This is a genomic window from Hyphomicrobium sp., assembly GCF_036780825.1.
Classification (GTDB): Bacteria; Pseudomonadota; Alphaproteobacteria; order Rhizobiales; family Hyphomicrobiaceae; genus Hyphomicrobium_C.
Genome location: NZ_DAIQCD010000004.1, coordinates 25,052 through 48,714, shown reverse-complemented (window position 1 = coordinate 48,714; position 23,663 = coordinate 25,052). Strand labels below are relative to the sequence as shown.

The following is a 23,663-nucleotide window of genomic DNA, read 5'->3' as shown; positions in this document are numbered from 1 at the left end:
GTGGGGCCATTCCCCGTGCTTCCATCGACCGGGGCGTATCCAGAGCCTGATCGTTCGCGATGCGCGTGCTCCGGCTCCGCATCGGGCCCACATCGGGCATGTGACGCCGTCTTACGGCAGACATCTGGAGCGCGCTTATTCGGCGTGCCCAATCCCAACGGAGCGTAAGCGCCCTAGAAACGACGGATTGTGCGTGCTTGGCCCGTTGTTCGGGGCAACTGACACCAGAGGATGCCGCGGACGCGCGGCCGCATTCGTCTCAATCGGTTGTCCGGCCGCGGAACAAACCCCTGGGCAGAAGGACACGCATGGTTAAGGTTTTCATCGCAGGCGCACTCCTTGCGCTCACAGGCGGCGTCACCCTCTATCTTTGGGACGACAAGCCGTGGGACATGGCGCGGAACAGCGTTGCCGCCCTTTGGCAGTCTGCCGCGCCGGCCGATGCCGCCGAGGACGCCCCCGCCCGCAAGCAACGCGATGCAAGACCCGGCACGATACCGAGCGTAACCGTCGAGGCGGCTCCCGCGCTTGCCACCACGTCGACGCAGGACCTGCGCGCCATCGGCACGCTGCAATCCGACGAGAGCGTGCAGATCACCTCTGAGATCCCCGGCCGTATCACGCAGATCTTCCTCGCCGAGGGCGCGCCCGTCGCGGCCGGCGACGTAATGGTGCAGCTCGACGACGCGCTGGCCCAGGCCGAGGTGGCCGACGCACAGGCCCGCTTCACGTTCGCCGAAAGCAACCTCGGGCGCGCCAACTCTCTCGCCCGCTCCGGCAACGTCACCGAGCGCGCGCGCGACGAAGCCTCGACCAACGCCGAAACCACGCGCGCGGCCCTCGAGCTTGCCAAGGTGCGGCTCTCGAAGCATGCGATCCGCGCCCCCTTCAGCGGCGTCGCCGGCATTCGCAAGGTTTCGCCAGGTGCCTACGTCGGCGCCGGAGAAGCGATCGTCAACCTCGAGAAGATCGACGCCCTTAAGATCGACTTTAAGCTCCCGGAGCTGTTCTTGGCCCAGGTCGCCACCGGACAAACCGTCGAGATCACAGTCGATGCGCTTCCCGGCAGCAGCTTCACCGGCACCATCTACGCCATCGATCCGCACATCGACGTGAACGGCCGCGCGCTGTCGATCCGCGCCCGCCTCGAGAACCCCGGCCTCGCTCTCAGGCCCGGCCTCTTTGCGCGCGTCCGCGTAAAGGGTCAGGTGACGCGTAACGTGATCGTCGTCCCGGAAGCGGCGATCGTTCCGCGCGGCGATGACAAGATCGTCTACACGGTGGAGAACGGTCAAGCCCTTGAAGCAAGGGTCGAGCTCGGGGGCCGCAGCAACGGCATGGTGGAGATTCTGGAAGGCCTTGCGGAGAACGCCATGGTCGTGGTCGCCGGTCAGCAGAAGCTGAAGAACGGCACGATCGTCGAGGTCGTCGCCAGCAGCAGCGCACCGGCCGCGCGAGGCACCTGATGAGCCTGTCCGAGTTCTGCATCCGCCGGCCGGTATTCGCGACCGTCTTGAGCCTCGTCCTCATCCTGCTCGGCATCGTCTCCTATTCGCGTCTCACCGTGCGTGAGTATCCGAACGTGGACGAGCCGGTGGTTTCGGTGTCGACACGCTATCCGGGCGCCTCCGCGCGCATCATCGAGACCCAGGTGACGCAGATCCTGGAAGGCTCGATCGCCGGCATTCCCGGCATCGACGTGATCGATTCCCAAAGCCGCTCGGAGCAGAGCCGCATCAGTGTGCGCTTCCGCCCCGACGTCGACCAGGACGTGGCGGCGAGCGATGTGCGCGACCGCGTCTCGCGCGTGCGCGGCCGGCTCCCGGACGAGATCGACGAGCCGGTGATCGCTAAGGTCGAGGCCGATGCGCAGCCCATCATGATGCTGGTGTTCAACTCGCCGGTGCTGAACCCGCTCGAGATCACCGACTACATCGACCGCTTCGTCATCGATCAGATCAAAAACCTGAACGGCGTCGCCGACGTCATGATTTATGGCGAGCGCCGCTATGCGATGCGCATCTGGATCGACCGCGAACGGCTCGCCGCCTTCGCACTCACTGTGCAGGACGTTGAGAACGCGCTTCGCGCCCAGAACGTGGAGCTGCCGTCCGGCCGCATCGAAAGCGCCAACCGCGAGTTCAGCGTGCTGTCGCGCACCGGCCTCGTCACGCCCGACGAGTTCCGCAACATCGTCATCAAGATGTCGGGCACGCACCAGGTGAAGCTTGGCGAGGTGGCGCGCGTCGAGCTGGGCGCCTTCGACGAGCGGCGCGAAAGCCGCTTCGAGGGGGGCACGGCCATCGCCGTCGGCGTGATCAAGCAGGCCGTCTCCAATCCGCTCGACGTCTCGAAAGCCGTTCGCGCCCTGCTGCCCCGCATCAACGAAACCATGCCCAACGGCATGCAGGCCCATGTCGGCAACGACGACGCCATCTTCATCGAGCGCTCGATCGAGGCCGTCTACCACACCATCGGCGAAGCGATCCTGCTCGTGGTGCTCGTCATCATCTTCTTCCTGCGCTCGCCGCGTGCCTCTCTGATCCCGATCGTCACCATCCCGATCTCGCTGATCGCAACGTTCACGCTGATGCTCATATTCGGGTTCAGCGTGAACACGCTGACCCTCCTGGCCATGGTGCTCGCCATCGGCCTCGTCGTCGATGATGCGATCGTGGTGCTCGAGAACATCTATCGGCACATCGAGGACGGCATGAAGCCGCTGGAGGCAGCGATCAAGGGCACGCGCGAGATCGGCTTCGCCGTCATCGCCATGACGCTCACGCTGGCCGCCGTCTACGCGCCGATCGCCTTCGCGCCGGGCAAGACCGGCCGCCTCTTCCTCGAGTTCGCGCTGACGCTCGCCGGCGCCGTCATCATCTCGGGCTTCGTCGCGCTCACGCTGACGCCGATGATGTGTGCACGGCTGTTACGCCACAATCCCGAACCCGGCCGCATCTTCCTCTTTATCGAGCGGATCCTGACCGGGCTCGAGAGCGGCTACCGGCGCTCGCTGACGACAGTCGTACGTCACGGCGTTCTCGTGCTGATGCTTGCCTTGGGCGTTGCCGGCTCGAGCTACTACTTTTTCATCAATCTCAAGTCCGAGCTGGCCCCCGTCGAGGACCGCGGCGTCATCCGCGTGCGCGGCACCGGACCGGAAGGGGCGACCCTCGCCTACACCAGCCGCTATAGCGCTGAGGCCGACGCCATTCTTGCCGGCGTGCCGGAGATCGCCTCGCGCCTCGTCATCAACGGCAACCCGGAGGTGTCCGGCTTCCTGATCTTCGCGCCTCTCAAGGACTGGAGCGAGCGCACCCGCTCGCAGCAGGAGATCACCCGCGAGATCAGCCCGAAGGTGCGCCGCATCACCGGCGTCTTCGCCTTCACGCCCAACCCGAACGCCTTCGGCCAGCGCGGCTCCTCGAAGCCGGTCGAGTTCGTCGTGCAATCGTCGGGCACCTATGAGGAGCTCGACCAGATGGCCACGCGCCTCCTCCAGGCGCTCGAAAGCTATCCCGGCCTCGAAAGCCTCGAGAGCGACCTCAAGCTCAACACGCCGGAGTTCCGCATCGAGATGGACCGGGCCAAGGTTTCGGACCTGCGGCTTGACGTCAACGTCGTCGGGCGCACCCTCGAGACCCTGCTCGGCGGCCGCCAGGTGACGCGCTTCGAGATGAATGGCGAACAATACGACGTCATGGTGCAGCTCGACATTCCGGACCGTTCGAGCCCCGCTGCCTTGGACACCATCTTCCTGCGCTCGCCTTCAGGCGAGATGGTGCAGCTTTCCAACATCGTCCGCGTCGTGGAAAGCGTCGCGCCGAAGGATCTCAGGCGCTTCAATCAGCTTCGCTCGGTGACGATCTCCGGAAACATCGCATCAGGCTACGCCCTCGGCGAGGTTCTCGATCACATCGAGCGCACCGTCGACGAGGTGCTGCCCCAGGGCATCCAGACCGACGTCAATGGACAGAGCCGTGACTATCGCGCCTCGAGCGACAGCCTCGCCATGGTGTTCGTGATGGCGCTGGCATTCATCTACCTCGTGCTCGCGGCCCAGTTCGAGAGCTTCCGCGATCCGCTGATCATCCTGATCACCGTGCCGCTCTCGATGTGTGGCGCGCTCGGGCTGCTCTACGTCGTCGGCGGCTCGCTCAACGTCTATTCGCAGATCGGCCTCGTGACTCTGGTGGGCCTCATCACCAAGCACGGCATCCTCATCGTCGAGTTCGCCAACCAGCTCGAGCAGGCCGGCCGCAAATGGAAGGACGCCGTCATCGAGGCTGCGACGCTGCGCCTGCGCCCGATCCTGATGACGACCGGCGCCATGGTGCTCGGCGCCGTACCGCTCGCCATGGCCACGGGCGCCGGCGCCGAGAGCCGCCAGCAGATCGGCTGGGTCATCGTCGGCGGCATGTCGCTCGGCACGCTCCTGACGCTGTTCGTCATCCCGACGGTGCTAAGCGCCATCGGCTCGTCGCGCCGCACGGCAGAAGACGCCGAGCCGCATCCGACGCCTGCGCCGGCGGAATAGAGCCCTTCGTCGCGATGGAAGCCGAGGTTCATCGCCCTCGGTCCAATGTATTCAGGAGGTCGTTTCTTGGCCGTCGGCCTCAGCAGCAGTGCCCCGCGCTGCCGGTGGCGTCGAGCACATGCCCCGACACGCCCCGTCCCTTTCGGCTCGCAAGCTCGATCGCGACCGCGGCCAGATCGGCCTCCGAGGCCTCCGTCTCTCCGGTGAGGACCGCAACCGACGACGGCGGAGCCACGGCATTGATGCTGATCCCGTGCTCGGCCCACTCGCGCGCAAGGCCGCGCGTCAGGGCTGCGAGCTCAGCGCGCAGCACATCGGCCAGCATCATCGCCCGCCCGCCGGACGCGCTGGACATGCGCACCGCGTTCAGAATGACGCCCTCGCGCCAGACGAGGCGCATGCGGTTGGCCGCCACCTCCGTGAGCCGCAGCGGCAGTCTCAGCACTTCGGAAACGAGGCGCTCCACGTCACCGGGCGTCTCCAATCCGTCGACGAAGGCGCGTTCCACACACGCAAGGTTGACCATCGCGTCGATACCGCCGAGCTCCTGCGCCACGGTCTGCACCAGCCGCGCCGCGTCTGCCTCGCTGTCGAGTGGAGCATCGAAAAGATGCATCTCCCTCGCGTTGTCGGCCAAAAGAGTGGCAAGCTCCGTCAGCGCCGGGCCTGCATCCGGCGACTGGACGATGAGACGCGCTCCGCGATCGGCAAAAGAGCGAGCGACATCGAATCCGAAATCGGTGGTAAGTCCTGTAACCAGCACGCGACAGCCCGCAAGCTCGGGCAACGCCACGCAATCGCACGCGCGCGCAATAACACTCATCGACATCGGGCAACTCTCCTTCGTACGCCGGACAGAGTGAGGCGGCCCGGACATGGCGATAGCACGCCGATTCGCCTAACGACATCTAAACGGCCTCCCGATTCGGGTTCCCTCGCGGCTAGGCCATGGCTGCTTTGCGGCCCTCCCCCGCAAACATTGTAGCCGTTGCGCCACCAAACCCGGTGCATCTTGGCCACTGTCGGCCTATGCGGACGACGGCACTCGCGAAATGCTGGTGATACCGCGGGGAGGCAACGTTGCCTTGCCGGGGGAACGGTCCGACCCTGGGCGGAGCGATTCGTTGGCGGAGGAATCCGTCGTTGAGTTAGGGGGGCGGGTCGCACTGAAGTATCGAGGGAAGAGAAGAAATTATGACCGGAAATCAGACTGCCTCGCAGACCATCGTCGTTGTGGCCATGGGCTTGGTCGCGGGCGCGGCTGCGGTAGCGCTGCATCAACACGCCGGCCTGCCCGGCCCCGTCGCGGCAACGGCCGCTCTCTCGGCTTATCTCCTCCTCCTCACTGCCCATGCCGTCATGTGGCGCCGCAAGCGCCATGCGCTCGATCGGGCGCCCTCCCGTGACCGTGCGGCCGCTCCACCGCGCCATCCCCAGGACGGCATGCTGAAGGCGCCGTCCCCGGCGCCCGGCCTGCCGCAGGCGGCACCGGCATCGAAAGCGGCGCGCGCGCCCGCCCAGGATCCGCCGCCGTTCCGGGCCGACGTGCGGCCGGCGGCTCCGCAGCGCTCCACGACGAAGACCGGCGCCGGCATGCAGCCGCCGCCCCCGGCACCTTCGCGCCAAGCCGATCGCACGGCGCCGCCGCCCCTGCCGCTCCCGGCCGGACGGCCTGCCGAGAGCGCAAATCCCGCGCGCGCCGAGGACCTTCAGGATCTGTGGTCGTTCCGTCCGGCGGCCGAGCAAAAGCTTCCGCCGTTCGTCACCGGGCGCGTCCCGGGCTCCGCCGAGCTGTCTCTGCCCGGCCCCGCCCCTGCACACGACGGCGCCTCGCCAAAGGCAGCGCCGTCCCAGGCTAAGGCCTCAGCCCCGCGCGAAGCCGATGTGGAGGTGATCCAGGACGCCATCAAGCGGCTTCTCGCCGAAGTCAACGCGGCCGAACAATCCCGCGCGCAACCGGCGCCTGCGGCTGACGGCGCAGACGGAGGAAAGGATGCGTCGCGCCCTTCTGCAACCGCCGGCGCATCGCCCGACACCGCCTCCATCGAGCGCTCGATCGCCGCCCTGCGCATGACGGCCGGCACAATGCGGGCCGTCGAATCCGAAGGAAAATCCACCCCCAAGACGGCGTCTCGCGCTGAGCCGGCATCAGAGCCGCCGCCGCTTCCGCCATTCGTCCGGGGCGCTGCCGCCGCCCCGCAGGCAAAACCGCAGCAGCGCCCGCGGTCCAACGCCGACGCCCACGCGCGCCTCATGGCTGACGCCATCTCCGCTGGGCGGATCGACGTCTCGCTTGAGCCGATCCTCGGCCTCGAGGATCAGCAGACACGCCACTATGAAGTGGCCGTGCGCCTGCGCGATGCCGACGGCAACCCGCTTGAGGCAGCGCCAGGCGGTCCGGACCTGCGCGGCACCGGCCTCCTTCCCTTGTTCGACGGCGTACGCGTCACGCGCACGGCCGCCGTCGCGCGCCGCCTCGAGGAGCGGGGGAAGAGCGGCTCCGTGTTCTCGGCCTTCAGCGGCGAATCCGTCGCGGACGAGTATTTCCTCGGCGAGTTGGCCGAGACTCTGCACCAGCGAGCGAGCCTCGCCAGCCAGCTCGTGCTTTCCTTCACGCAGACCGACGTACGGGCGTTCTCGACGCCGGAATGGGATTCGCTTGCCGACATGCGTGCACTCGGCTTCCGCTTCGCGCTCTCGCACCTGACCGACCTCGACATGGATTTCGAGATGCTGGCCGAGCAGGGCTTCGTATTCGCCAAGCTCGACGCGTCCGTGTTCCTCGAGGGACTGCCCGCGCCAAGCGGCTCGATTCCGTCGAGCGACGTCTGCCGCCATCTTGCCCGCCACGGCCTGACGCTAGTCGTCGAGCGCATCGACAACGAGGAACAGCTCGCCCGAGTGTTCGGCTTCGGGGCGCTCCTCGGACAGGGCCAGTTCTTTGGCGGCGCGCGCCCTGTCAGGGCCGATGTGGTGAGCGGCCCGCGCAGCGGGCGCACCGCCGCATAAGGCGCGGCCTTGAATATGGGCATGACACGGCCCGGCTGATGGAAGGGCAAGCGCCTCGCAGCGCTTGCTCCAAGCCTCCTGAGCCAGTAGGCATGGCGCATGGATACGTCGCCCTCGCTTGCCCAATCCGTTCCCATTCTGTCATCGATCGCCGAGCTGGCGCCCGCGCGCGATGTCTGGCTGACGGACATCTGGGGCGTCATGCACAACGGCGTTCACGCTTTCGCCGCCGCTTGTGACGCCTGCACGCAGTTTCGCCGCGCCGGTGGAACCGTACTGCTATTATCCAACGCGCCTCGGCCGTCCGAGCAAATCGTGATCCAGCTGGATCGCCTCGGCGTGCCGCGCGCGGCCTGGGATGCCGTCCTGACCTCCGGAGATGCCGCGCGCGCGCTCGTCGGCGCCTATACGGGCCGGCGCGTGTTCCACCTCGGCCCTGATCGCGATCTTCCCCTTTACGAGGGGCTCGGTGTCACGCTGTCGGAGGCCGCCGACGCCGACGCGGTCTCCTGCACGGGCCTATTCAACGACGAGATCGAGACGCCAGACGATTACGCCGCCGTCCTGGCCGCGCTTGCGGAGCGCAAGGTGCCGATGATTTGCGCCAACCCCGATCTCACCGTCGAGCGCGGCTCCGAGATCGTCTATTGCGCCGGCGCCCTCGCCGCCGAGTTTATCGCTCTTGGCGGCAGCGTCTCCTATGCCGGGAAGCCCTACCTGCCCGTCTACGATGTGGCCTTTTCCATGATCGAGACGCTGCGCGGCACACCGGTTCCGCGCGAGCGCATCCTGTGCATCGGCGACGGCATCCGCACGGATATCAAAGGCGCCGCGGCCGCCGGCCTCGACAGCGTCTTCATCGCGAGCGGCATTCACGTCACGGAGCCTTTGACGAGCGAGCATCTATCGGAGCTTTTCTCTGCAGTCGAAAGACTTCCCCTCGCCGCTATGCCCGCGCTGGCATGGTGACCCTCAGCGCCGCTCAGCTCGGCAACTCGAAGAACGCGCCACCGCTCCATAGGCCTGGGCGCCCATCCGGTCCCTCGTCCGCAAGTTCGACGAGATCGTAGACCAGGGCTCTCGACAGCAATGCCTCGAGGCGGCCGCGGATGCGCACATACGGTTTGAACGCTCCATCGGCCGCGCCAATGGTAAAGCGCAGCGGGTGGTCGGCGTCACAGCGCACGACGTCATCCACGTTGGTGCGGAACAGCAGCGCCTGCTCCGTCCCGCGCCCCTGAACCTGCATCTCGACCGCGATGAAGGGCGCGTCCGCCACGGCCACATCCACCTTTTCCGCCGGCGTGACCAGATAGGTGCGCCCATCCGCATCGCGCCGCAGCACGCGTGCGAACAGCTTCACGATCTCGCGCCTCGGGATGGCGCTTCCCTGGTAGAGCCACTGGCCGTCGCCCGCGATGGCGAGCCCGATATCGCCGCAATAGGGAGGATCCCATGCTTCGACCGGAGCCGCACCCCGCGCATCGGCCTCTCTCAAAAGCTCCTCTAGTCGGTCCATCGATGCGCTGCCTGCATCCCTCACCGTCTGGAAATCGTCTGTTGGAACATAAAATTACACATTATCGTGGATTTTCCGAATGCTGCCGCAACGTTCGAGCGCATGGCGAACGGCGATCCATAAAGGGCAGGCATTCGCAAGAGTCCGGCTTATGGGCAGATGCAGGCTTGCCCTGTGGGTGCCCAATCTGCAGCATAGTCCTCTGGCAACCGCTAAGGAGATTTCCCGAAGCGTCTTACCGAGTATTAACTTGACCGGGGCCCCCGCCAGCCGGTCACATCGAGCGATGTGCAGCAGGTCGCCCGGCAGCCTCCCTGTCCGGCGTCGCACGCCGTAGCCGTAATCCGCAACCCGTGAGCTTGGCCATCATGAGCAACGTAATCCAGACCGACGAGGCAATCGTAGCCAAGCTCGAGGCCGCCGCCGAGCGTGTGAAACGGGCCCACAAGGCCGCCGCCTCCGTCATCTTCGGCCAGGATGTCGTGATCGAGCGCACGCTGATCACCATTCTCTCTGGCGGTCACGCGCTTCTGATCGGCGTTCCGGGCCTCGCCAAGACACTGCTCGTCGAAACGCTCGGGCGCGTGCTCGGGCTTGACGCCAAGCGTATTCAGTTCACTCCCGATCTCATGCCCTCGGACATCATCGGCTCCGAGGTGCTGGAGGAGGCGCCCGGCCAGCGGCGCACGTTCCGCTTCATCAAGGGACCGATCTTCACGCAGCTTCTCATGGCGGACGAGATCAACCGCGCATCCCCGAAGACGCAATCGGCGCTTCTTCAGGCCATGCAGGAGCATCACGTCACGGTGGCGGGCACGCGCCATGACGTGCCTCAGCCGTTCCATGTGCTTGCGACGCAGAACCCGCTCGAGCAGGAAGGGACCTATCCGCTGCCTGAAGCGCAGCTTGACCGCTTCCTCCTCGAGATCGATGTCACCTACCCCGACCTCGCCGCCGAGCGGCGCATGCTCTACACCACCACAGGCACCGAGGAGCGCACGGTCGAAAGCGTGCTCTCCGCTGGGGAGCTGATCGCCATCCAGCGTCTCGTGCGCCAGATCCCGGTGCCCGACAAGGTTGTCGAGGCCATCCTGAAGCTCGTCCGCTCGGCACGCCCCGGCACCGGCGCCAGCGCCGAGACCGACCGCTTCGTCGCCTGGGGACCCGGCCCCCGCGCGAGCCAGGCGCTCATGCTCGCGGTGCGCGCCAAGGCGCTGATCGACGGACGCCTCGCGCCCTCGATCGATGACGTGATCGAGCTTGCGGAGCCGGTGCTGAAGCACCGCATGGCGCTCTCCTTCGCCGCCCGCGCCGAGGGGATCGAGCTGGCGGCTCTCATCGCAAGCCTCGCCAAGGCCGTGGAGTGACGACGATGGCGCCCCGCGGGCATGCCCCCGGCCAGTCTGCGCAAGGCAGCGACGCGCGGGTGTTCACCCTCGAGCGCGACGCCCATGCCCTGGCCGACAAGCTGCCCGATCTCCTCATCGAGGCGGACCGCATCGCTCAGACCGTGGCACACGGCATCCACGGACGCCGCCGCGCCGGCCCGGGCGAGACGTTCTGGCAGTTCCGCACCTACGAATCCCAGGACTCCGCACAGCTCATCGATTGGCGCCGCTCGGCGAGCTCCGATCACCTCTATGTCCGCGAGCGCGAATGGGAGGCCGCGCACACGGTGTGGCTATGGCCCGATCTCTCGCCCTCGATGGCCTTCCGAAGCCATCTCGCCGATGTGACCAAGCGCGACCGGGCCCTGATCCTGATGCTGGCGGCGGCGGAACTTCTCGTGCGCGGAGGCGAGCGCGTGGGCCTGCTTGGCCTGACGCCGCCCACCTCCAGCCGGCGCGCCGCAACACGCATCGCCGAGGCCATCGCGTCCCACGCCGGCGCGCCGCAACTTGCCGCGGGGCGCCCCTCCTCGGCACGCGTCAGCCGCTTCTCGGGGCTGATCCTGATCAGCGACTTCCTCGATCCCATCGACGAGTTGCGCGAGAGCATGGAAGCATTGGCGGCGGGCGGCGCCACCGGCCACCTCGTGCAGGTGCTCGATCCGGCCGAGGAAACGCTCCCCTATGAGGGACGCACCGAGTTCCTGCCCTCCGAGGGCGGCGAAGCCTGGATCGCGGATCGGGCGGAAAGCCTCCGCACCCGCTATCAAGCGCGCCTCGAGGCCCATCGCCAGGCGCTGCAGGATCTCGCCTTGCGGCTTGGGTGGTCGTTCCTCGTCCATCATACCGACCGCCCGCCGACGGAGCCGCTGCTCACGCTCGTCATGCGCCTCGAAGGCCGCGAGCACGGCTATCGCTGGAGCGGCAGCGGCGCAGGCATGCGCCCATCCGGCGCGGAAGAGATGCCATGAGCCTCGGCGCGCTGGCCTTCCTCAATCCATGGCTGCTGGCGGGCCTCGCCAGCCTGCCGCTGATCTATTGGCTGCTCAAGACGGTTCCGCCACGCCCCAAGCAGGTGGAATTTCCCGCGACACGCATCCTCGTCGGCCTCGAGAACGAGGAGAAGACGCCGGCCAAGACGCCGTGGTGGCTCCTGCTGCTGCGCCTCGCCGCCGCCGCACTCGTGATCCTTGCGCTCGCCGAGCCGGTGCTCAATCCGGAGCGCGGCCGCGCCATGACGGGCAGCGGCCCCCTTGTGCTCGTGATCGACAATGGGTGGGCCGCCGCTACGGAATGGACACGGCGCTCGGCCCTCGCCGAGGAGGCTCTCGGGGAGGCACAGCGGCAGAAACGCCCCGTGATCGTGGCCGAGACGGCACCCGCGTCGCAATCGCGGACGCTGCGCCTCGAGGCGCCGGCCGACGCTCGCGCCACGCTCGCCGCCGTCGAGCCGCAGCCCTACGCTCCCGACCGTAAGGGTACGCTCGCTAGGCTTTCCACCGCTCTCGCCTCCGCCAATGTGGTCGCGCCGAACGTGCTCTGGCTCGCCGACGGCATCGACCACGATGGCGACGTGGCGAGCTTCGCGGACGGTCTCGAACAGGCGGCGGGCGAAGGCACGTTCGCCCTCGTCGAGGACGCCGCCGGCTCCGAGCCGCTCGGTCTTACGGCCTATCTTGGCGCCGACGGCAAGCTCATGGCCGCCGTGCTGCGCACCGGAGGCCCGGCCCGATCGGGGCGCATCGATGCCTTCTCGGCTCGCGGACAACGCCTGGGTGAAGCATCCTTCACGCTTCCTTCCGGCGCGACACGCACGGAGGTCGCGTTCGACCTGCCGCTCGAGCTGCGCAATCAGGTCACCCGTCTCGGGCTGGCCGGCGAGCATTCCGCTGGCGCTGTGAGCCTGCTCGACGGACGGTCCCAATGGCAGCGTGTCGGCATGCTCTCGGGGGAGAGCCAGGAGCAGGCTCAGCCGCTGCTGGCGCCGCTTTATTATCTCGAGAAGGCCGTCCAGCCATTCGCCGAGATCATCCGCCCGAAGGACCACAATCTGGCCAAGGGGATCGACACGATCTTCGAGCAGAACGCGAGCGTCCTCATGCTCGCCGACATCGGAACTCTTTCGGGCGAGATGAAGGACCGCGTGGAAAGCTGGGTCGAGCGCGGCGGCATCCTCGTGCGCTTTGCGGGCCCACGCCTCGAAAGCGGCGGCGACGACCTGCTCCCGGTGGCACTGCGCATGGGCGGTCGCACGCTTGGCGGCGCACTCTCCTGGTCGGCACCCCAACCACTTGCACCTTTCGACGACACCAGCGTCTTCGCCGGCATCACCGTGCCCCAGGACGTGACCGTCAGCCGGCAGGTGCTCGCCGATCCGGCACGGCTGACGCCCGCCGTGAAGGTGTGGGCGCGCCTCGCCGACGGCACGCCTCTCGTCACGGCCGCGGCGCGCGGCGCGGGGCAGATCGTGCTCTTCCACGTTACCGCCAACTCGGATTGGTCGAACCTGCCGATGTCGGGTCTTTTCGTGGAGATGCTGCAACGGATCACGGCACTCGGCAGCCTCGCGCCCCCGGAGGGCGCTTCGCAGGCGCCCGCCGGCACCGCCGATCGCGAGGACGACCAGAGCGCCTCCTCCCGGGCGGCCGCCACCGCAGATGTCTTCGCACCCGTGCAGGTTCTCGATGGCTTCGGCATCCTGCGCCAGCCGCCGCCCACCGCGGAAGCCATCCCGGCGGCAAAGCTCGCTTCCGTTAAGGCTAGCCGTCCGCATCCTCCGGGATACTATGGTGCCCAGGGAAGTCCGCATGCGCTGAACGTTCTTGATCCAAAGAGCACGCTGGCGCCACTTCCCAGCCTGGCAGGGGCGCAGCGTATGCTCTACGAGACCCAACCTTCGACGCCGCTTGCGCCCGCGCTGCTTGCCACGTCGCTCAGCCTGATCTTCATCGACATCGTGGCCGTGCTGGCGCTTCTCGGCTTGTTCGGCGCACTCGCCTCCTGGCGCCGGCCGCGCACGCCGACCGCCGCCGGCGCGCTCCTGGCCGGCATGCTCGCCTCGGCCGCCATCCTCGGCGCCCCGGAGCCCGCGTCCGCACAGGCACGCCAGCCGGCCGCGGACTTCTCCGCAGTGCCGGGCGGCAAGACAGCACAGACCGCCACCGCCGACGTCACGCTCGGCTACGTCCTGACCGGCGACGCCGGCGCCGATGCCACGAGCAAGGCCGGCCTCGAAGGCCTCTCGCGCGTGCTCGCTTTGCGCACCGCGGTCGAGCCGGGCGAGCCCATCGGGGTCGACATCGTCAACGACGAGGTCGCGTTCTATCCGGTGCTCTACTGGCCCGTGCTCGCGAGCGCCAAGCCGTTGCCGCAGCCGACGCTGGCCAAGATCGACGCTTACATGAAACAGGGCGGCATGGTCATCTTCGACACCCGGGACTCCGGCACGGGAATGCCGACGGCTTCGAGCTTCGAAGGCCGCAACGGTGCGGCGCTGAAGCGCCTGATCGGCACGCTTGACGTACCCCGTCTCGAGCCTGTCCCTGAGGATCACGTGCTGACGAAATCGTTCTACCTGCTGCGCTCGTTCCCGGGCCGCTGGGAAGGCGGGCAGCTCTGGGTCGAGGCGACGTCCGAAGGAGACGGCGAGAGCCGCAGGGCGCGGCGCGCCGACGGCGTGACGTCGATCATGATCACCTCGAACGACTTCGCGTCCGCCTGGGCGCTCGACAGTTCGGGCCGCCCGCTTTACCCGGTCGTTCCGGGCGGCGAAAGCCAGCGAGAGATGGCGCTGCGCACCGGCATCAACATCGTCATGCACGCGCTGACCGGCAACTACAAGGCCGACCAGGTGCACGTTCCCGCATTGCTGGAACGGCTGGGGCAATAACGGCTGCGCGGGCCGCCGGCGTGAACCCGCGCGAGGAGTAAGAGCAAGGCATGAACTGGTCGATCGAGTTCACACCGCTGGTTCCGGTTCCGCTCATCTGGGCGGCGGCTCTGCTCGCGCTTGTGCTCGTCGCCATCCTTCTCTTCCGCAGAAGCCGGGGCGCCCTTTGGCGCGGCCTCGCGCTCGCCGCCCTGATCGCCGCGCTCATGAACCCGACGCTGCGCGAGGAGGAGCGCGAAAGCCTGGCCAACATCGCCGTGGTGGTTGTCGACGAAAGCACGAGCCAGGCCCTCGACAAGCGTCCCGAGCAGAAAGCCGCCATCCGCCGCGAGCTCGAGCAGCGCCTCGGCAAGATCGCAAATCTCGAAATCAAATGGGCGACATCCACGCAGAGCGAAGACGCCGCCACCCAGGGCACGCACCTTTTCTCGACACTCAACTCCGTTCTGACGAGCACGCCGCCGGACCGCATCGCCGGCGTGGTGCTGATCACGGACGGCCAGGTGCATGACGTTCCGACATCCACCGCCGCGCTCGGCTTCGACGCCCCCGTGCACGCCCTTCTCACCGGCACGCCGGACGAATTCGACAGGCGCATCGAGATCCTGGATGCACCGCGCTATGGCCTCGTCGGGCAGTCTCGCGATATCAGGATCGCCGTGCGCGAGACCGGCCGCCGGTCGGCGGGTAGCGGTGGCGGCGCCTCGCTCCGCGTGCGCCGCGAGGGCCGCCCCGACGAGCTTCGGACGGCAAGCGTCGACGAGCCGGTGTCGATCGCGATGCCATTCCCGCATGCGGGCACCAACATCCTCGAGGTCGAGCTCGCGACCGAGCCCGGTGAGCTCACATCCGCCAACAACCGCGTCGTCATCGTTGCCGAGGGCGTGCGCGAGAACCTGCGCGTGCTGCTCGTCTCGGGCGAACCGCACGCCGGCGAGCGCACCTGGCGCAATCTCCTGAAATCCGACGCGGCCGTCGACCTCGTGCACTTCACCATTCTGCGCCCGCCTGAGAAGCAGGACGGCACGCCGATCAATCAGCTCTCCCTTATCGCTTTCCCGACCAAGGAGCTGTTCTCGGACAAGATCCGCGACTTCGATCTCATTATCTTCGACCGTTACGAGCATCGCGGCATCCTGCAGCTCGCCTACTACGACAACATCGCCCGCTATGTGGAAGGTCACGGCGGGGCCGTGCTGGTAGCGGCGGGCGACGACTATGCCGGCATGACGAGCCTTTACCGCACGCCCCTGTCGCCCGTCCTTCCCGCCGCACCAACGGGGCGCGTGCTCGTGGAGCCGTTCCGCGCCAGCATCACGGAGGAAGGCTTCCGTCATCCAGTCACCCAGGGCCTGCAAGGCGCCAACACCCTCGCGCCCGCCCATCCGGCCACCTGGGGACATTGGTTCCGCCAGGCCGAGGTGCGACCGGACCGTGGCCGCGTCGTCATGCAGGGAGCGGAGAACCAGCCGCTGCTCGTGCTCGACCGCAAGGGCAATGGCCGCGTGGCCCTCCTCACCTCGGACCACGCCTGGCTATGGGCGCGCGGCTATGACGGGGGCGGACCGCATACGGATCTCCTGCGCCGCCTCTCCCACTGGCTGATGAAGGAGCCCGACCTCGAGGAGGAGCGGCTGCTCGCCTCCGCCCGTGGTCTCAAGCTCACGCTCGAGCGGCATACGCTCGAGGATAGCGTGGCGCCGGTCACCGTCTCGGCGCCGGGCGGCGAGCGCAGTGAGGTGACGCTCGAGCGCGAGCGCCCCGGTATCTGGCGGGCGACACTCGATGTGAAGCTTCCCGGTCTCTACAAGGCCGAGACGCAGGCATCCTCGGGTCCGCTGACCGCCGTCGCCCATGCGGGGATCGAGGATCCGCGCGAGATGAGCGAGGTGGTAGCGACCGACCGCAAGCTGAAGCCGCTAGTCGAGCAGACGGGCGGCGGCGTCTTCTGGACGCGCACCGATCCGGCAAGCGCCAGCGACGACGTTGCGGTGCCGCGCGTCTCGATGATGTCGGGTGCCCGCGTCCTCGCGGGATCGGGCTGGATGGGCCTTCGCGATCGCGAGGCTTATGTGACCAAGGGTGTCAAGCTCACTCCGATGTTCACAGGCTTCCTGGCCCTCGCGGCACTGCTGGCCGTCATGGCCATGGCCTGGTGGCGCGAAGGACGTTAGATCCTGGATGCGGACACGCATTCACCGAGAACGTGAAACAGTTTCTCAAATAAAAACTTAGAGCTGCCAGCACCCGGACTGCGCCACATATGCAATCGCCTGGATCCGCACGGCTTAAGCAAAACTTCAGAGCCGCGTTAGGTTTCCGCCCGCTCGTGCTTCCTTCCGCCCGCGTGAGCCTGTATGCCTCCGCCAGTCATTGCGGCATGGTGTCCTCATTCCGACATGACCGGTTCCCGCTTTTCCGGAAGCTCTCTTAAGTCTCGCGCCCAAGGCGGCGTCGCATAGGTCCAATGACCCACGAGCTCAAATTCCAGACTGCGATGCAGTTCGCCTACGGCGAGCCCGCGCCCATCAGCCCCGGCATCGTGCGCGTCGTCGCTGAAAATCCGAGCCCTTTGACCTTCAAAGGAACCAATACGTATCTCCTCGGCATGACCGAACTCGCCGTGATCGATCCGGGGCCAAAAAACGCCGCCCACCTCGAAGCGATCCTCAAGGCGGCTCATGGACGCCCGATCCGCCAGATCATCGTCACGCACGCACACCGCGACCATGTGGACGGCGCAGAAGCCCTCAAGGTCGAGACCGGCGCCCCCGTCTACGGCTATGGCCGCGAGACCTTCCCTCCGGTCGGTCCCGACACCAATCCGCAAGGCTCCGAGTTTATCGATTACGTGTTCACGCCCGACGTCACGGTCATGCACGGAGATGTCATCGCGGAAAAGGAATGGCGGCTCGAGGCCATCCATACGCCAGGCCACGCGCCAGATCACCTGTGCTTCGCGCTCGCCGGACGCAACATCATCTTCTCGGGCGACCATGTGATGGCGTGGAACACGACGCTCGTCGCGCCTCCGGAAGGCGCCATGGCCGACTATGTCGAATCCCTCGCCCGGCTCCTCGTGCGCCCCGAAAGCACCTATTTGCCCGGACACGGGGGACGGCTGGAGAACGCTCAGCGCACGGTGCGCGCTTACCTGCTGCATCGCCGCTGGCGCGAGGAGCAGGTCCTCGACGCCATCCGCCACGGCGCCGGCACCATCCAGTCCATCGTGCCGCTGATCTATCCGACCATCGACCCCGCGCTATCCGGCGCCGCGGCGCTGTCGGTGCAGGCCCACGTGGAGCATCTCATTCAGCGCGGGCTCGTGACTTGCGACGGGGCTCCGAGTTCGGAGCGCCCGCTTTCTCTTGCCTAGTGCGGCGGCCCGATCGTGCATCCTCGGCCGTGGGCATGGTCGCATCCGCACGCGCCTCGATCTCCTTGATGAGTTCGCGCACGCCTTCGGCGTTCTGGCCGAGGTCAAAGCGTCCGAAGCGCGAAGCGGAGCGGATGTCGATGCGCGCCTGCTCGCCATCTCCCGAGACACGAATGGCCACGTCCCCGTAAAGGCCCAGCACGAGCGTCCGGCTCACGGCCTCGATGGCGCCGGGTGCGCCGGTTTCAGGATCGGGTGGCGCTTCGCGGACGATCTCCATCTTGAGCCGCCTCACCGCATCTCCGACGAGCGCCTGCGCCTCCTCGCTCGAGCGCGCAATCCGCACCGGGACGATGTCGGGATAGGCGCGCCTCTGCTCCTCGGCAAGCCTCCGGCTGTAGACGACAGGATTATCCCCCGGCCCCCGCAGCTCCGCAGCCGCGATGAGCTGGGGCGGACGCTCGACGTCGGTTGTGACATCGTTCAGCGGCGGAAAATCGCGTGACCATACGAGCAGGACGAGCGGCAGAGACAGCAGCGCCAGGCTGAGCCCGGTCGCGAAGAGCACGCGCGCCGTACCGGGGCGTCCCGTCCGCCAGATGATGACGGCGGCCACCGCGGCGCTCGCAATCGAAGCCATCGCGATCCCCATCGATACGGCGGCAAGATTGTAGGCGATGGGCGACGGCAGCCCGAACAGCCGGAACAGCAAGGCGGCCGAGACGAGCAAACCGAAGGCGAACAGAGCCGCGCGCGTTGCCCATCGGCTGGCGGCGGGCTCTCTCTCGGGTGTGGCGAGCATGGACGATCGGAACTGTTGCCTGGACGGTCGGATTCGGCCGAGAATAACCTTGAATTCCGATGAAATGTAGCGCCTCGCACACCGCTCCGGAAAGGTAAACGCGCGAGCCGCCCGGGCCGAAGCGTGGACATAGAAAAGCGTCACCGAGGGCCGATATACTCCCGGTAGCACACCCCATTGGCGAGCGGGCATTTCTACATGGCTTTTCGACTGAAGATTGGCGAGCCGATCGCCAAGAGCTTTCGGCGCGTCGGCGTTTCAGAGATCGAGCGAGCGCGCCGGCAACTGGCGGCCGATTCCGACCCGGCAACCACGATCCACGAGGCCCGCAAGTGCCTGAAACGGATCCGTGCTCTCTTGCGGCTCGGGCGCAAAGGCCTGGGCGAGGAGGTGTTTCGCTCCGAGAACGAAGCCCTCCGTTCCATCGCCCAATCGCTCGCCCCGGCCCGCGATGCGCACGTCCTGCTGCAGACCATCGCCAAGCTCAGTGCAGAGGACAACGCGAAAGCCGCAGGCATGCTTGCCCGCCTCAAGGATGCCATCCTCGCCAATACGTCCCCAGCCTCGGTCTCGGACGGCGCAGCGGACGCACGCGCCGAAGCCGATGTGGCGCTCGCCCGCGCCGCCCGGCGCTTCAGACGCCTGCGGCTCACCCCCGACAGCTTCGCCACTCTGGAGCACGGCTTCGTGCAGAATTATGCAAAGGGCCGCGAATGGTTCGATGCGGCCTACGTCGACGGGGAGGACGAATCGTTCCACGAGTGGCGCAAGCGCGTGCAGGCGCTATGGCGGCATCTGGCGCTACTTTCGCACTCCTGGCCCGCTCTTTTCGCCACCTACATCGAGGCCACTCGCGAGCTCTCACGGGTCCTTGGAGACGATCACGATCTCGCCCTGTTGCGCGCGGAGCTGAGAGCGCTGCCGGCCGGCGGGCTCTCGCGCAAAGAGGCGCAAGCGCTCGAGGCGCTCATCGCCGACCGGCAGGCCAGGCTGCGCCGCGCCGCTCACGCCCTTGGTAAAAAGGTGTTCGCCGAACGACCGAAAGCGATCGGCCGGCGAATCTCGGCCATATGGGACGCAGCCGCCGAAGCCGAGCGCAAGGATGCAAGCGACGACGTCCACAAACCTGACAAGGCTCCGCGGGCCCGGGCACCGGATCAACAGCGCAGTTGAGCCGATGGCCAGATGCGCTAGATTGCTTCCGGAAACCCGCAACCGCTCATGACGAGCCATGCGAGCACGAGTGTCCGGCACCACGCATCGATCACACACACGCTTGAGAGTGCTTTCGAAAACGTGGGGACCGGTTTTTCGACAAGAAGCACGATCAAACAAAAGCCTAGTGTGATGCCCTATGCGTCTGCGGACGGTCCGCAGCCAGATCGGCAGGACGAGAATTCCGGATGACAGGGAGACGATGCTGACCAAAGCAGATACCGCTTTCACCCCCGATCGCAGCCATTGGCCTGAGAACCATCCCAATGTGGAGCACGGCCGCATCGGCGTCCTGCTGCTCAACCTGGGTACTCCGGACTCCACGGACTATTGGCCCATGCGCCGGTATCTCAAGGAGTTCCTTTCGGACCGGCGCGTCATCGAGGAGCCGCGATGGAAATGGTGGCCGATCCTCAATCTGATGATCCTCACGTCCCGGCCGCGCACGAAGGGCCGCGATTACGCGACGATCTGGAACAACGAGCTCAACGAAAGCCCGATCAAGACCATCTCGCGCTCACAGGCCGAGAAGCTGGCACAGCGCCTCGCCGGCCATCCGCGAGTGGTGGTGGATTGGGCGATGCGCTATGCCAATCCCTCAACCGATAGCCGCATCAAGGCGCTGGCGGCGGCGGGGTGCGACCGCATCCTTCTCGTCCCACTCTATCCGCAATATGCCGCGCCGACGACCGCAACCGCGGCCGACCATGCCTTCCGCACCCTGATGACGATGCGCTGGCAGCCCGCCGTCCGCGTTGCGCCCGCCTACCACGACGATCCCGTCTACATCGACCGGCTCGCCGTCTCTATGCAGAAGAGCCTCGCGGCGCTCGATTTCGAGCCCGAGCGCATCATCGCCACATTCCATGGCATGCCCGAAGCCTATCTCGCCAAGGGCGACCCCTACTATTGTCAGTGCCAGAAAACGTCGCGGCTGCTGCGCGACACGCTCGGATGGCCTGAGGAGCGCTGGCTGACGACATTCCAGTCGCGCTTCGGCAGCGATCCCTGGCTGCAGCCCTACACCGACGAGACGGTGGCGCGGCTCGCGAAGGAAGGCGTGAAGCGGCTTGCTCTCGTGGCGCCCGGCTTTTCGGCCGACTGCCTCGAGACCCTCGAGGAGCTCGACGGCGAGAACCGGGAGATTTTCGAGACGGGCGGCGGCGAGAAATTTGCCTACCTTCCGGCCCTCAACGATTCGGACGAAGGCCTCGACGTCATCGAGGCCGTCGTGCGCCGCGAGCTTTCGGGCTGGATCTGAAATCTCATCCGACCGACGAGTTGGTCGATACCCGGGCGTTCCGCGATTTTGCAGAATGCGAAGCGCTCCGGGTTTGACGATCTCTGAGGGATGGCTTTCGCTCTGGAAGGAAACGCATCCATGTTCGGCTTCGAGCTTTTCGGCCTGCTCCTGATCGTGCTTGCCGCCGCCGTTCTGTGGTCGACCGTCAAGGTCGTGCCGCAGGGTTACCACTATACGGTGGAGAACTTCGGGCGATTCACGCGCACGCTCACGCCGGGCCTGCATTTCCTCGTTCCGGTGATGGAGCGTGTGGGCCATCACGTCAACGTCAAGGAGCAGGTGATCGAGATCCCGAGCCAGGACGTCATCACGCGCGACAACGCCATGGTGCGCGTCGACGGCGTCGCCTTCTTCCAGGTTCTCAACGCCGCCAAGTCCGCCTACGAGGTCGACAACCTCGAGAACGCCATCGTCAATCTGACCATGACCAACATCCGCACGGTGATGGGTTCGATGGACCTCGACGATCTCCTCTCCAACCGCGACAAGATCAACGCGCAGCTGCTGTCCGTTGTCGATCATGCAACGGAGGCCTGGGGCGTCAAAGTCACCCGCATCGAGATCAAGGATATCGCCCCGCCCCGCGATCTCATCGACGCCATGGCGCGGCAGATGAAGGCCGAGCGCGAGAAGCGGGCACAGATCCTGGAAAGCGAAGGCCTGCGCGCCGCGGCGATCCTCAAGGCCGAGGGCGAGAAGCAGGCGGTGGTGCTCGAGGCCGAGGGCCGGCGCGAAGCCGCCTTCAAGGATGCGGAGGCGCGCGAGCGCGAAGCCGAAGCCGAGGCCAAAGCCACCTCCCTCGTCTCCGAGGCCATCGCCAAGGGCAACGTGCAGGCCATCAACTACTTCGTCGCCAACAACTACGTGAAGGCGCTCGAGGAACTGGCCAAGGCGCCAAACCAGAAGGTCATCATGATGCCGCTCGAAGCCTCCTCGGTGATCGGGTCTCTCACGGGGCTTGCGGAGATCACGAGCGAAGCCTTCGGACGCCGGGAGCAACCTTCATCCGCGCCGCCGCAATCCGGCCGCACGGGCAGCGTGCCGTCATCGAGGGGCTGATTTGCCAGCCCGCAAATAAAAGCAGACTCATCCGCTCCCCTCAGGGCGGAGGAATTATGTCTTGCTTGACGCGGCGTCGGTATAATTCTCTTCCGGCGCATCACAAAAACGGGCTCCGTCATGACCGCCTTGATCGATCTCTTCGACAGCCTTGGCCCCTGGAGCTGGGTCATTCTCGGCGTATTCCTCATCGCGCTCGAGACTGTGGTTCCGGGTGTCTATTTGGCGTGGTTCGGAATCTCAGCGATCGTCGTCGGCACCCTGATGTTCGCTGCGGGCGACGCGATCAGCCTGCCCTGGCAGCTCGTGCTGTTCGCGGTCGTCGCGGTGGCAACCGTCCTGGCCGTGCGCCGTTTCGCCAACAAGCAGGACGTCGAGAGCGAGGACCGGGACCTCAATCAGCGCAGCGCGCAGTATCTCGGGCGCGTAGTCGTCGTCGAGGATGCGATCTCAGGCGGCCGCGGCCGCGTGCGCGTCGGCGATACCCTCTGGCCCGCCTCGGGCGCCGATACGCCCAAAGGCGCGCGGGTCCGCATAACCGGCGCCAACGGCATGGTGTTCACGGTAGAGCCGGTGACCGAGTAGCGCACCGAGGACGGCCCTGGAACGGGTCTCACTCGATGTTCTGCACCTGCTCGCGGAGCTGATCGATGACGACCTTGAGCGCCAGCCCCGTGCGCGCGATCTCCTGATCGACGGCTTTCGACGTCAGCGTGTTGGCCTCGCGGTTGAACTCCTGTGCGAGGAAATCCAGCTTGCGCCCGATCGCCCCTCCTTCAGCAAGCAACGCGCGCGCCGCTTCCACGTGCGCCCGGAGCCGCTTCAGCTCCTCCTCGACATCGGCGCGCGTGGCAAGCAGCACCGCCTCCTGGTGGAGACGCGCGGGATCAAGGGTCTGCCCCGTCTCCATCAAGCGCGCCACCTGCTCGGCAAGACGGGTCCGGATCGCCTCGACGGAGCGCGAGGGTGCTGCTTCGACGATCCCATAGAGCCGCGCGATCTCATCGATCTGGCGCCCGATGACCTCCTTGAGGCGTGCGCCCTCTTCGCGCCGCGCCGCCGCGAGGCCGGCAAGGGCCGTCTCGAGCCCTTCGAGCATAGCCGCCTGCTCAGCCGTTTGCGTCTCCTCGTCGTTGGCCTCGTCAACGATGTCGAGCACGCCCTTCAGCCCGAGCAGCGTCTCGATGCGCGGCTTCTCAGCGCCGGTCTCGGCGCTCAGGCGGCTTGCGATGGCGAGCACGCGGTCGAGCGCGACCTGGTTGAGCCGCACATCGCCCATGCGCGCGCTGCGCTGCACGCTGAGGGCGGCATTGACGCTGCCGCGCGCCATCACCTTTGCGATACGGTCGCGCACCTTGGGCTCCAGGGCCTCGAAACCGGGCGGCAGGCGTAGGCGGATGTCGAGACCCCGGCCGTTGACGCTGCGCAGCTCCCAATGCCAGGCGGTACCGTCGAGAGCGCCATCGCTGCGGGCGAACCCGGTCATGCTTTGCAACGTCATCGGAAAGCCTTCTGAGGGGAGAGCCGTGGGAAGTATTTTTTCTGCATCAAGGGGTACGCGGCCCA

Annotated in this window: 17 protein-coding genes; 13 read left to right on the top strand and 4 right to left on the bottom strand. The window is 66.8% G+C overall.

Annotated elements, in window-relative coordinates; translation table 11 throughout:
* Positions 1–308: 308 nt before the first annotated feature.
* Together V7P99_RS03350 and V7P99_RS03345 are read left to right on the top strand one after the other, a co-directional pair.
* Entirely contained in the window at positions 309–1,466 is a 1,158-nt protein-coding gene (locus tag V7P99_RS03350) for an efflux RND transporter periplasmic adaptor subunit (RefSeq protein ID WP_333793408.1), read from the top strand.
* The gene (locus V7P99_RS03345; protein ID WP_333793407.1) at positions 1,466–4,537 is read left to right on the top strand and encodes an efflux RND transporter permease subunit; all 3,072 of its coding nucleotides are present in this window, start codon (positions 1,466–1,468) and stop codon (positions 4,535–4,537) included. Before V7P99_RS03350 ends, V7P99_RS03345 begins: the two co-directional genes overlap by 1 nt.
* Positions 4,538–4,616: 79 nt before the next feature.
* On the opposite strand, the gene V7P99_RS03340 is transcribed toward V7P99_RS03345, so the two are convergent.
* The gene (locus V7P99_RS03340) at positions 4,617–5,366 is read right to left on the bottom strand and encodes an SDR family NAD(P)-dependent oxidoreductase (RefSeq protein WP_333793406.1); all 750 of its coding nucleotides are present in this window, start codon (positions 5,364–5,366) and stop codon (positions 4,617–4,619) included.
* Between the two features lie 365 nt (positions 5,367–5,731).
* On the opposite strand from V7P99_RS03340, the gene V7P99_RS03335 reads away from it, so the two are divergent.
* Together V7P99_RS03335 and V7P99_RS03330 are read left to right on the top strand one after the other, a co-directional pair.
* Complete coding sequence (locus V7P99_RS03335) at positions 5,732–7,546, top strand: EAL domain-containing protein (protein ID WP_333793405.1); 1,815 nt, start codon at positions 5,732–5,734, stop codon at positions 7,544–7,546.
* 99 nt (positions 7,547–7,645) lie between these two features.
* Positions 7,646–8,515: a TIGR01459 family HAD-type hydrolase gene (locus V7P99_RS03330; protein ID WP_333793404.1), complete on the top strand. Its 870-nt coding sequence runs from the start codon at positions 7,646–7,648 to the stop codon at positions 8,513–8,515.
* A gap of 13 nt (positions 8,516–8,528) precedes the next feature.
* Here V7P99_RS03330 and V7P99_RS03325 read toward each other — a convergent pair whose 3' ends face one another.
* Positions 8,529–9,065 (bottom strand): DUF1285 domain-containing protein, encoded by a 537-nt coding sequence (locus V7P99_RS03325; RefSeq protein ID WP_333793403.1) that lies wholly within the window; start codon positions 9,063–9,065, stop codon positions 8,529–8,531.
* Positions 9,066–9,433: 368 nt separating this feature from the next.
* On the opposite strand from V7P99_RS03325, the gene V7P99_RS03320 reads away from it, so the two are divergent.
* The 5 genes from V7P99_RS03320 to V7P99_RS03300 all read left to right on the top strand — a co-directional run bounded on the left by V7P99_RS03320 (position 9,434) and on the right by V7P99_RS03300 (position 17,718).
* Positions 9,434–10,432 carry an AAA family ATPase gene (locus V7P99_RS03320; RefSeq protein ID WP_442909857.1) on the top strand — a complete coding sequence of 333 codons (999 nt, stop codon included), beginning with the start codon at positions 9,434–9,436 and terminating at the stop codon, positions 10,430–10,432.
* Between the two features lie 5 nt (positions 10,433–10,437).
* The gene (locus V7P99_RS03315; protein ID WP_333793402.1) at positions 10,438–11,424 is read left to right on the top strand and encodes a DUF58 domain-containing protein; all 987 of its coding nucleotides are present in this window, start codon (positions 10,438–10,440) and stop codon (positions 11,422–11,424) included.
* Entirely contained in the window at positions 11,421–14,342 is a 2,922-nt protein-coding gene (locus V7P99_RS03310) for a DUF4159 domain-containing protein (protein ID WP_333793401.1), read from the top strand. The genes V7P99_RS03315 and V7P99_RS03310 overlap by 4 nt, the downstream gene beginning before the upstream one ends.
* Positions 14,343–14,392: 50 nt before the next feature.
* Entirely contained in the window at positions 14,393–16,516 is a 2,124-nt protein-coding gene (locus V7P99_RS03305; protein ID WP_333793400.1) for a hypothetical protein, read from the top strand.
* Positions 16,517–16,809: 293 nt separating this feature from the next.
* The gene (locus V7P99_RS03300; RefSeq protein ID WP_333793399.1) at positions 16,810–17,718 is read left to right on the top strand and encodes an MBL fold metallo-hydrolase; all 909 of its coding nucleotides are present in this window, start codon (positions 16,810–16,812) and stop codon (positions 17,716–17,718) included.
* Here the strand turns inward: V7P99_RS03300 and V7P99_RS03295 are convergent.
* Complete coding sequence (locus V7P99_RS03295; protein ID WP_333793398.1) at positions 17,651–18,520, bottom strand: DUF1499 domain-containing protein; 870 nt, start codon at positions 18,518–18,520, stop codon at positions 17,651–17,653. The genes V7P99_RS03300 and V7P99_RS03295 overlap by 68 nt on opposite strands.
* Before the next feature lie 198 nt (positions 18,521–18,718).
* Between V7P99_RS03295 and V7P99_RS03290 the strand changes: the two genes are divergently transcribed.
* From V7P99_RS03290 to V7P99_RS03275, 4 genes are all read left to right on the top strand, one after another.
* Entirely contained in the window at positions 18,719–19,693 is a 975-nt protein-coding gene (locus V7P99_RS03290; RefSeq protein WP_333793397.1) for a CHAD domain-containing protein, read from the top strand.
* Between the two features lie 244 nt (positions 19,694–19,937).
* Complete coding sequence (gene hemH / locus V7P99_RS03285; protein WP_333793396.1) at positions 19,938–20,996, top strand: ferrochelatase; 1,059 nt, start codon at positions 19,938–19,940, stop codon at positions 20,994–20,996.
* A gap of 120 nt (positions 20,997–21,116) precedes the next feature.
* A complete protein-coding gene (locus V7P99_RS03280) occupies positions 21,117–22,097 on the top strand; it encodes an SPFH domain-containing protein (RefSeq protein WP_333793395.1) in 981 nt (326 codons plus the stop codon).
* 120 nt (positions 22,098–22,217) lie between these two features.
* A complete protein-coding gene (locus tag V7P99_RS03275) occupies positions 22,218–22,682 on the top strand; it encodes an NfeD family protein (protein ID WP_333793394.1) in 465 nt (154 codons plus the stop codon).
* A gap of 28 nt (positions 22,683–22,710) precedes the next feature.
* On the opposite strand, the gene V7P99_RS03270 is transcribed toward V7P99_RS03275, so the two are convergent.
* Positions 22,711–23,598: a YicC/YloC family endoribonuclease gene (locus V7P99_RS03270; RefSeq protein ID WP_333793393.1), complete on the bottom strand. Its 888-nt coding sequence runs from the start codon at positions 23,596–23,598 to the stop codon at positions 22,711–22,713.
* Positions 23,599–23,663: the final 65 nt, after the last annotated feature.

Coding starts and splice junctions, on each gene's coding strand:
- V7P99_RS03350 (WP_333793408.1), top strand. CDS start 309: ATGGTTAAGGTTTTCATCGCAGGCGCACTCCTTGCGCTCACAGGCGGC.
- V7P99_RS03345 (WP_333793407.1), top strand. CDS start 1,466: ATGAGCCTGTCCGAGTTCTGCATCCGCCGGCCGGTATTCGCGACCGTC.
- V7P99_RS03340 (WP_333793406.1), bottom strand. CDS start 5,366: ATGTCGATGAGTGTTATTGCGCGCGCGTGCGATTGCGTGGCGTTGCCC.
- V7P99_RS03335 (WP_333793405.1), top strand. CDS start 5,732: ATGACCGGAAATCAGACTGCCTCGCAGACCATCGTCGTTGTGGCCATG.
- V7P99_RS03330 (WP_333793404.1), top strand. CDS start 7,646: ATGGATACGTCGCCCTCGCTTGCCCAATCCGTTCCCATTCTGTCATCG.
- V7P99_RS03325 (WP_333793403.1), bottom strand. CDS start 9,065: ATGGACCGACTAGAGGAGCTTTTGAGAGAGGCCGATGCGCGGGGTGCG.
- V7P99_RS03320 (WP_442909857.1), top strand. CDS start 9,434: ATGAGCAACGTAATCCAGACCGACGAGGCAATCGTAGCCAAGCTCGAG.
- V7P99_RS03315 (WP_333793402.1), top strand. CDS start 10,438: ATGGCGCCCCGCGGGCATGCCCCCGGCCAGTCTGCGCAAGGCAGCGAC.
- V7P99_RS03310 (WP_333793401.1), top strand. CDS start 11,421: ATGAGCCTCGGCGCGCTGGCCTTCCTCAATCCATGGCTGCTGGCGGGC.
- V7P99_RS03305 (WP_333793400.1), top strand. CDS start 14,393: ATGAACTGGTCGATCGAGTTCACACCGCTGGTTCCGGTTCCGCTCATC.
- V7P99_RS03300 (WP_333793399.1), top strand. CDS start 16,810: ATGACCCACGAGCTCAAATTCCAGACTGCGATGCAGTTCGCCTACGGC.
- V7P99_RS03295 (WP_333793398.1), bottom strand. CDS start 18,520: ATGCTCGCCACACCCGAGAGAGAGCCCGCCGCCAGCCGATGGGCAACG.
- V7P99_RS03290 (WP_333793397.1), top strand. CDS start 18,719: ATGGCTTTTCGACTGAAGATTGGCGAGCCGATCGCCAAGAGCTTTCGG.
- hemH (WP_333793396.1), top strand. CDS start 19,938: ATGCTGACCAAAGCAGATACCGCTTTCACCCCCGATCGCAGCCATTGG.
- V7P99_RS03280 (WP_333793395.1), top strand. CDS start 21,117: ATGTTCGGCTTCGAGCTTTTCGGCCTGCTCCTGATCGTGCTTGCCGCC.
- V7P99_RS03275 (WP_333793394.1), top strand. CDS start 22,218: ATGACCGCCTTGATCGATCTCTTCGACAGCCTTGGCCCCTGGAGCTGG.
- V7P99_RS03270 (WP_333793393.1), bottom strand. CDS start 23,598: ATGACGTTGCAAAGCATGACCGGGTTCGCCCGCAGCGATGGCGCTCTC.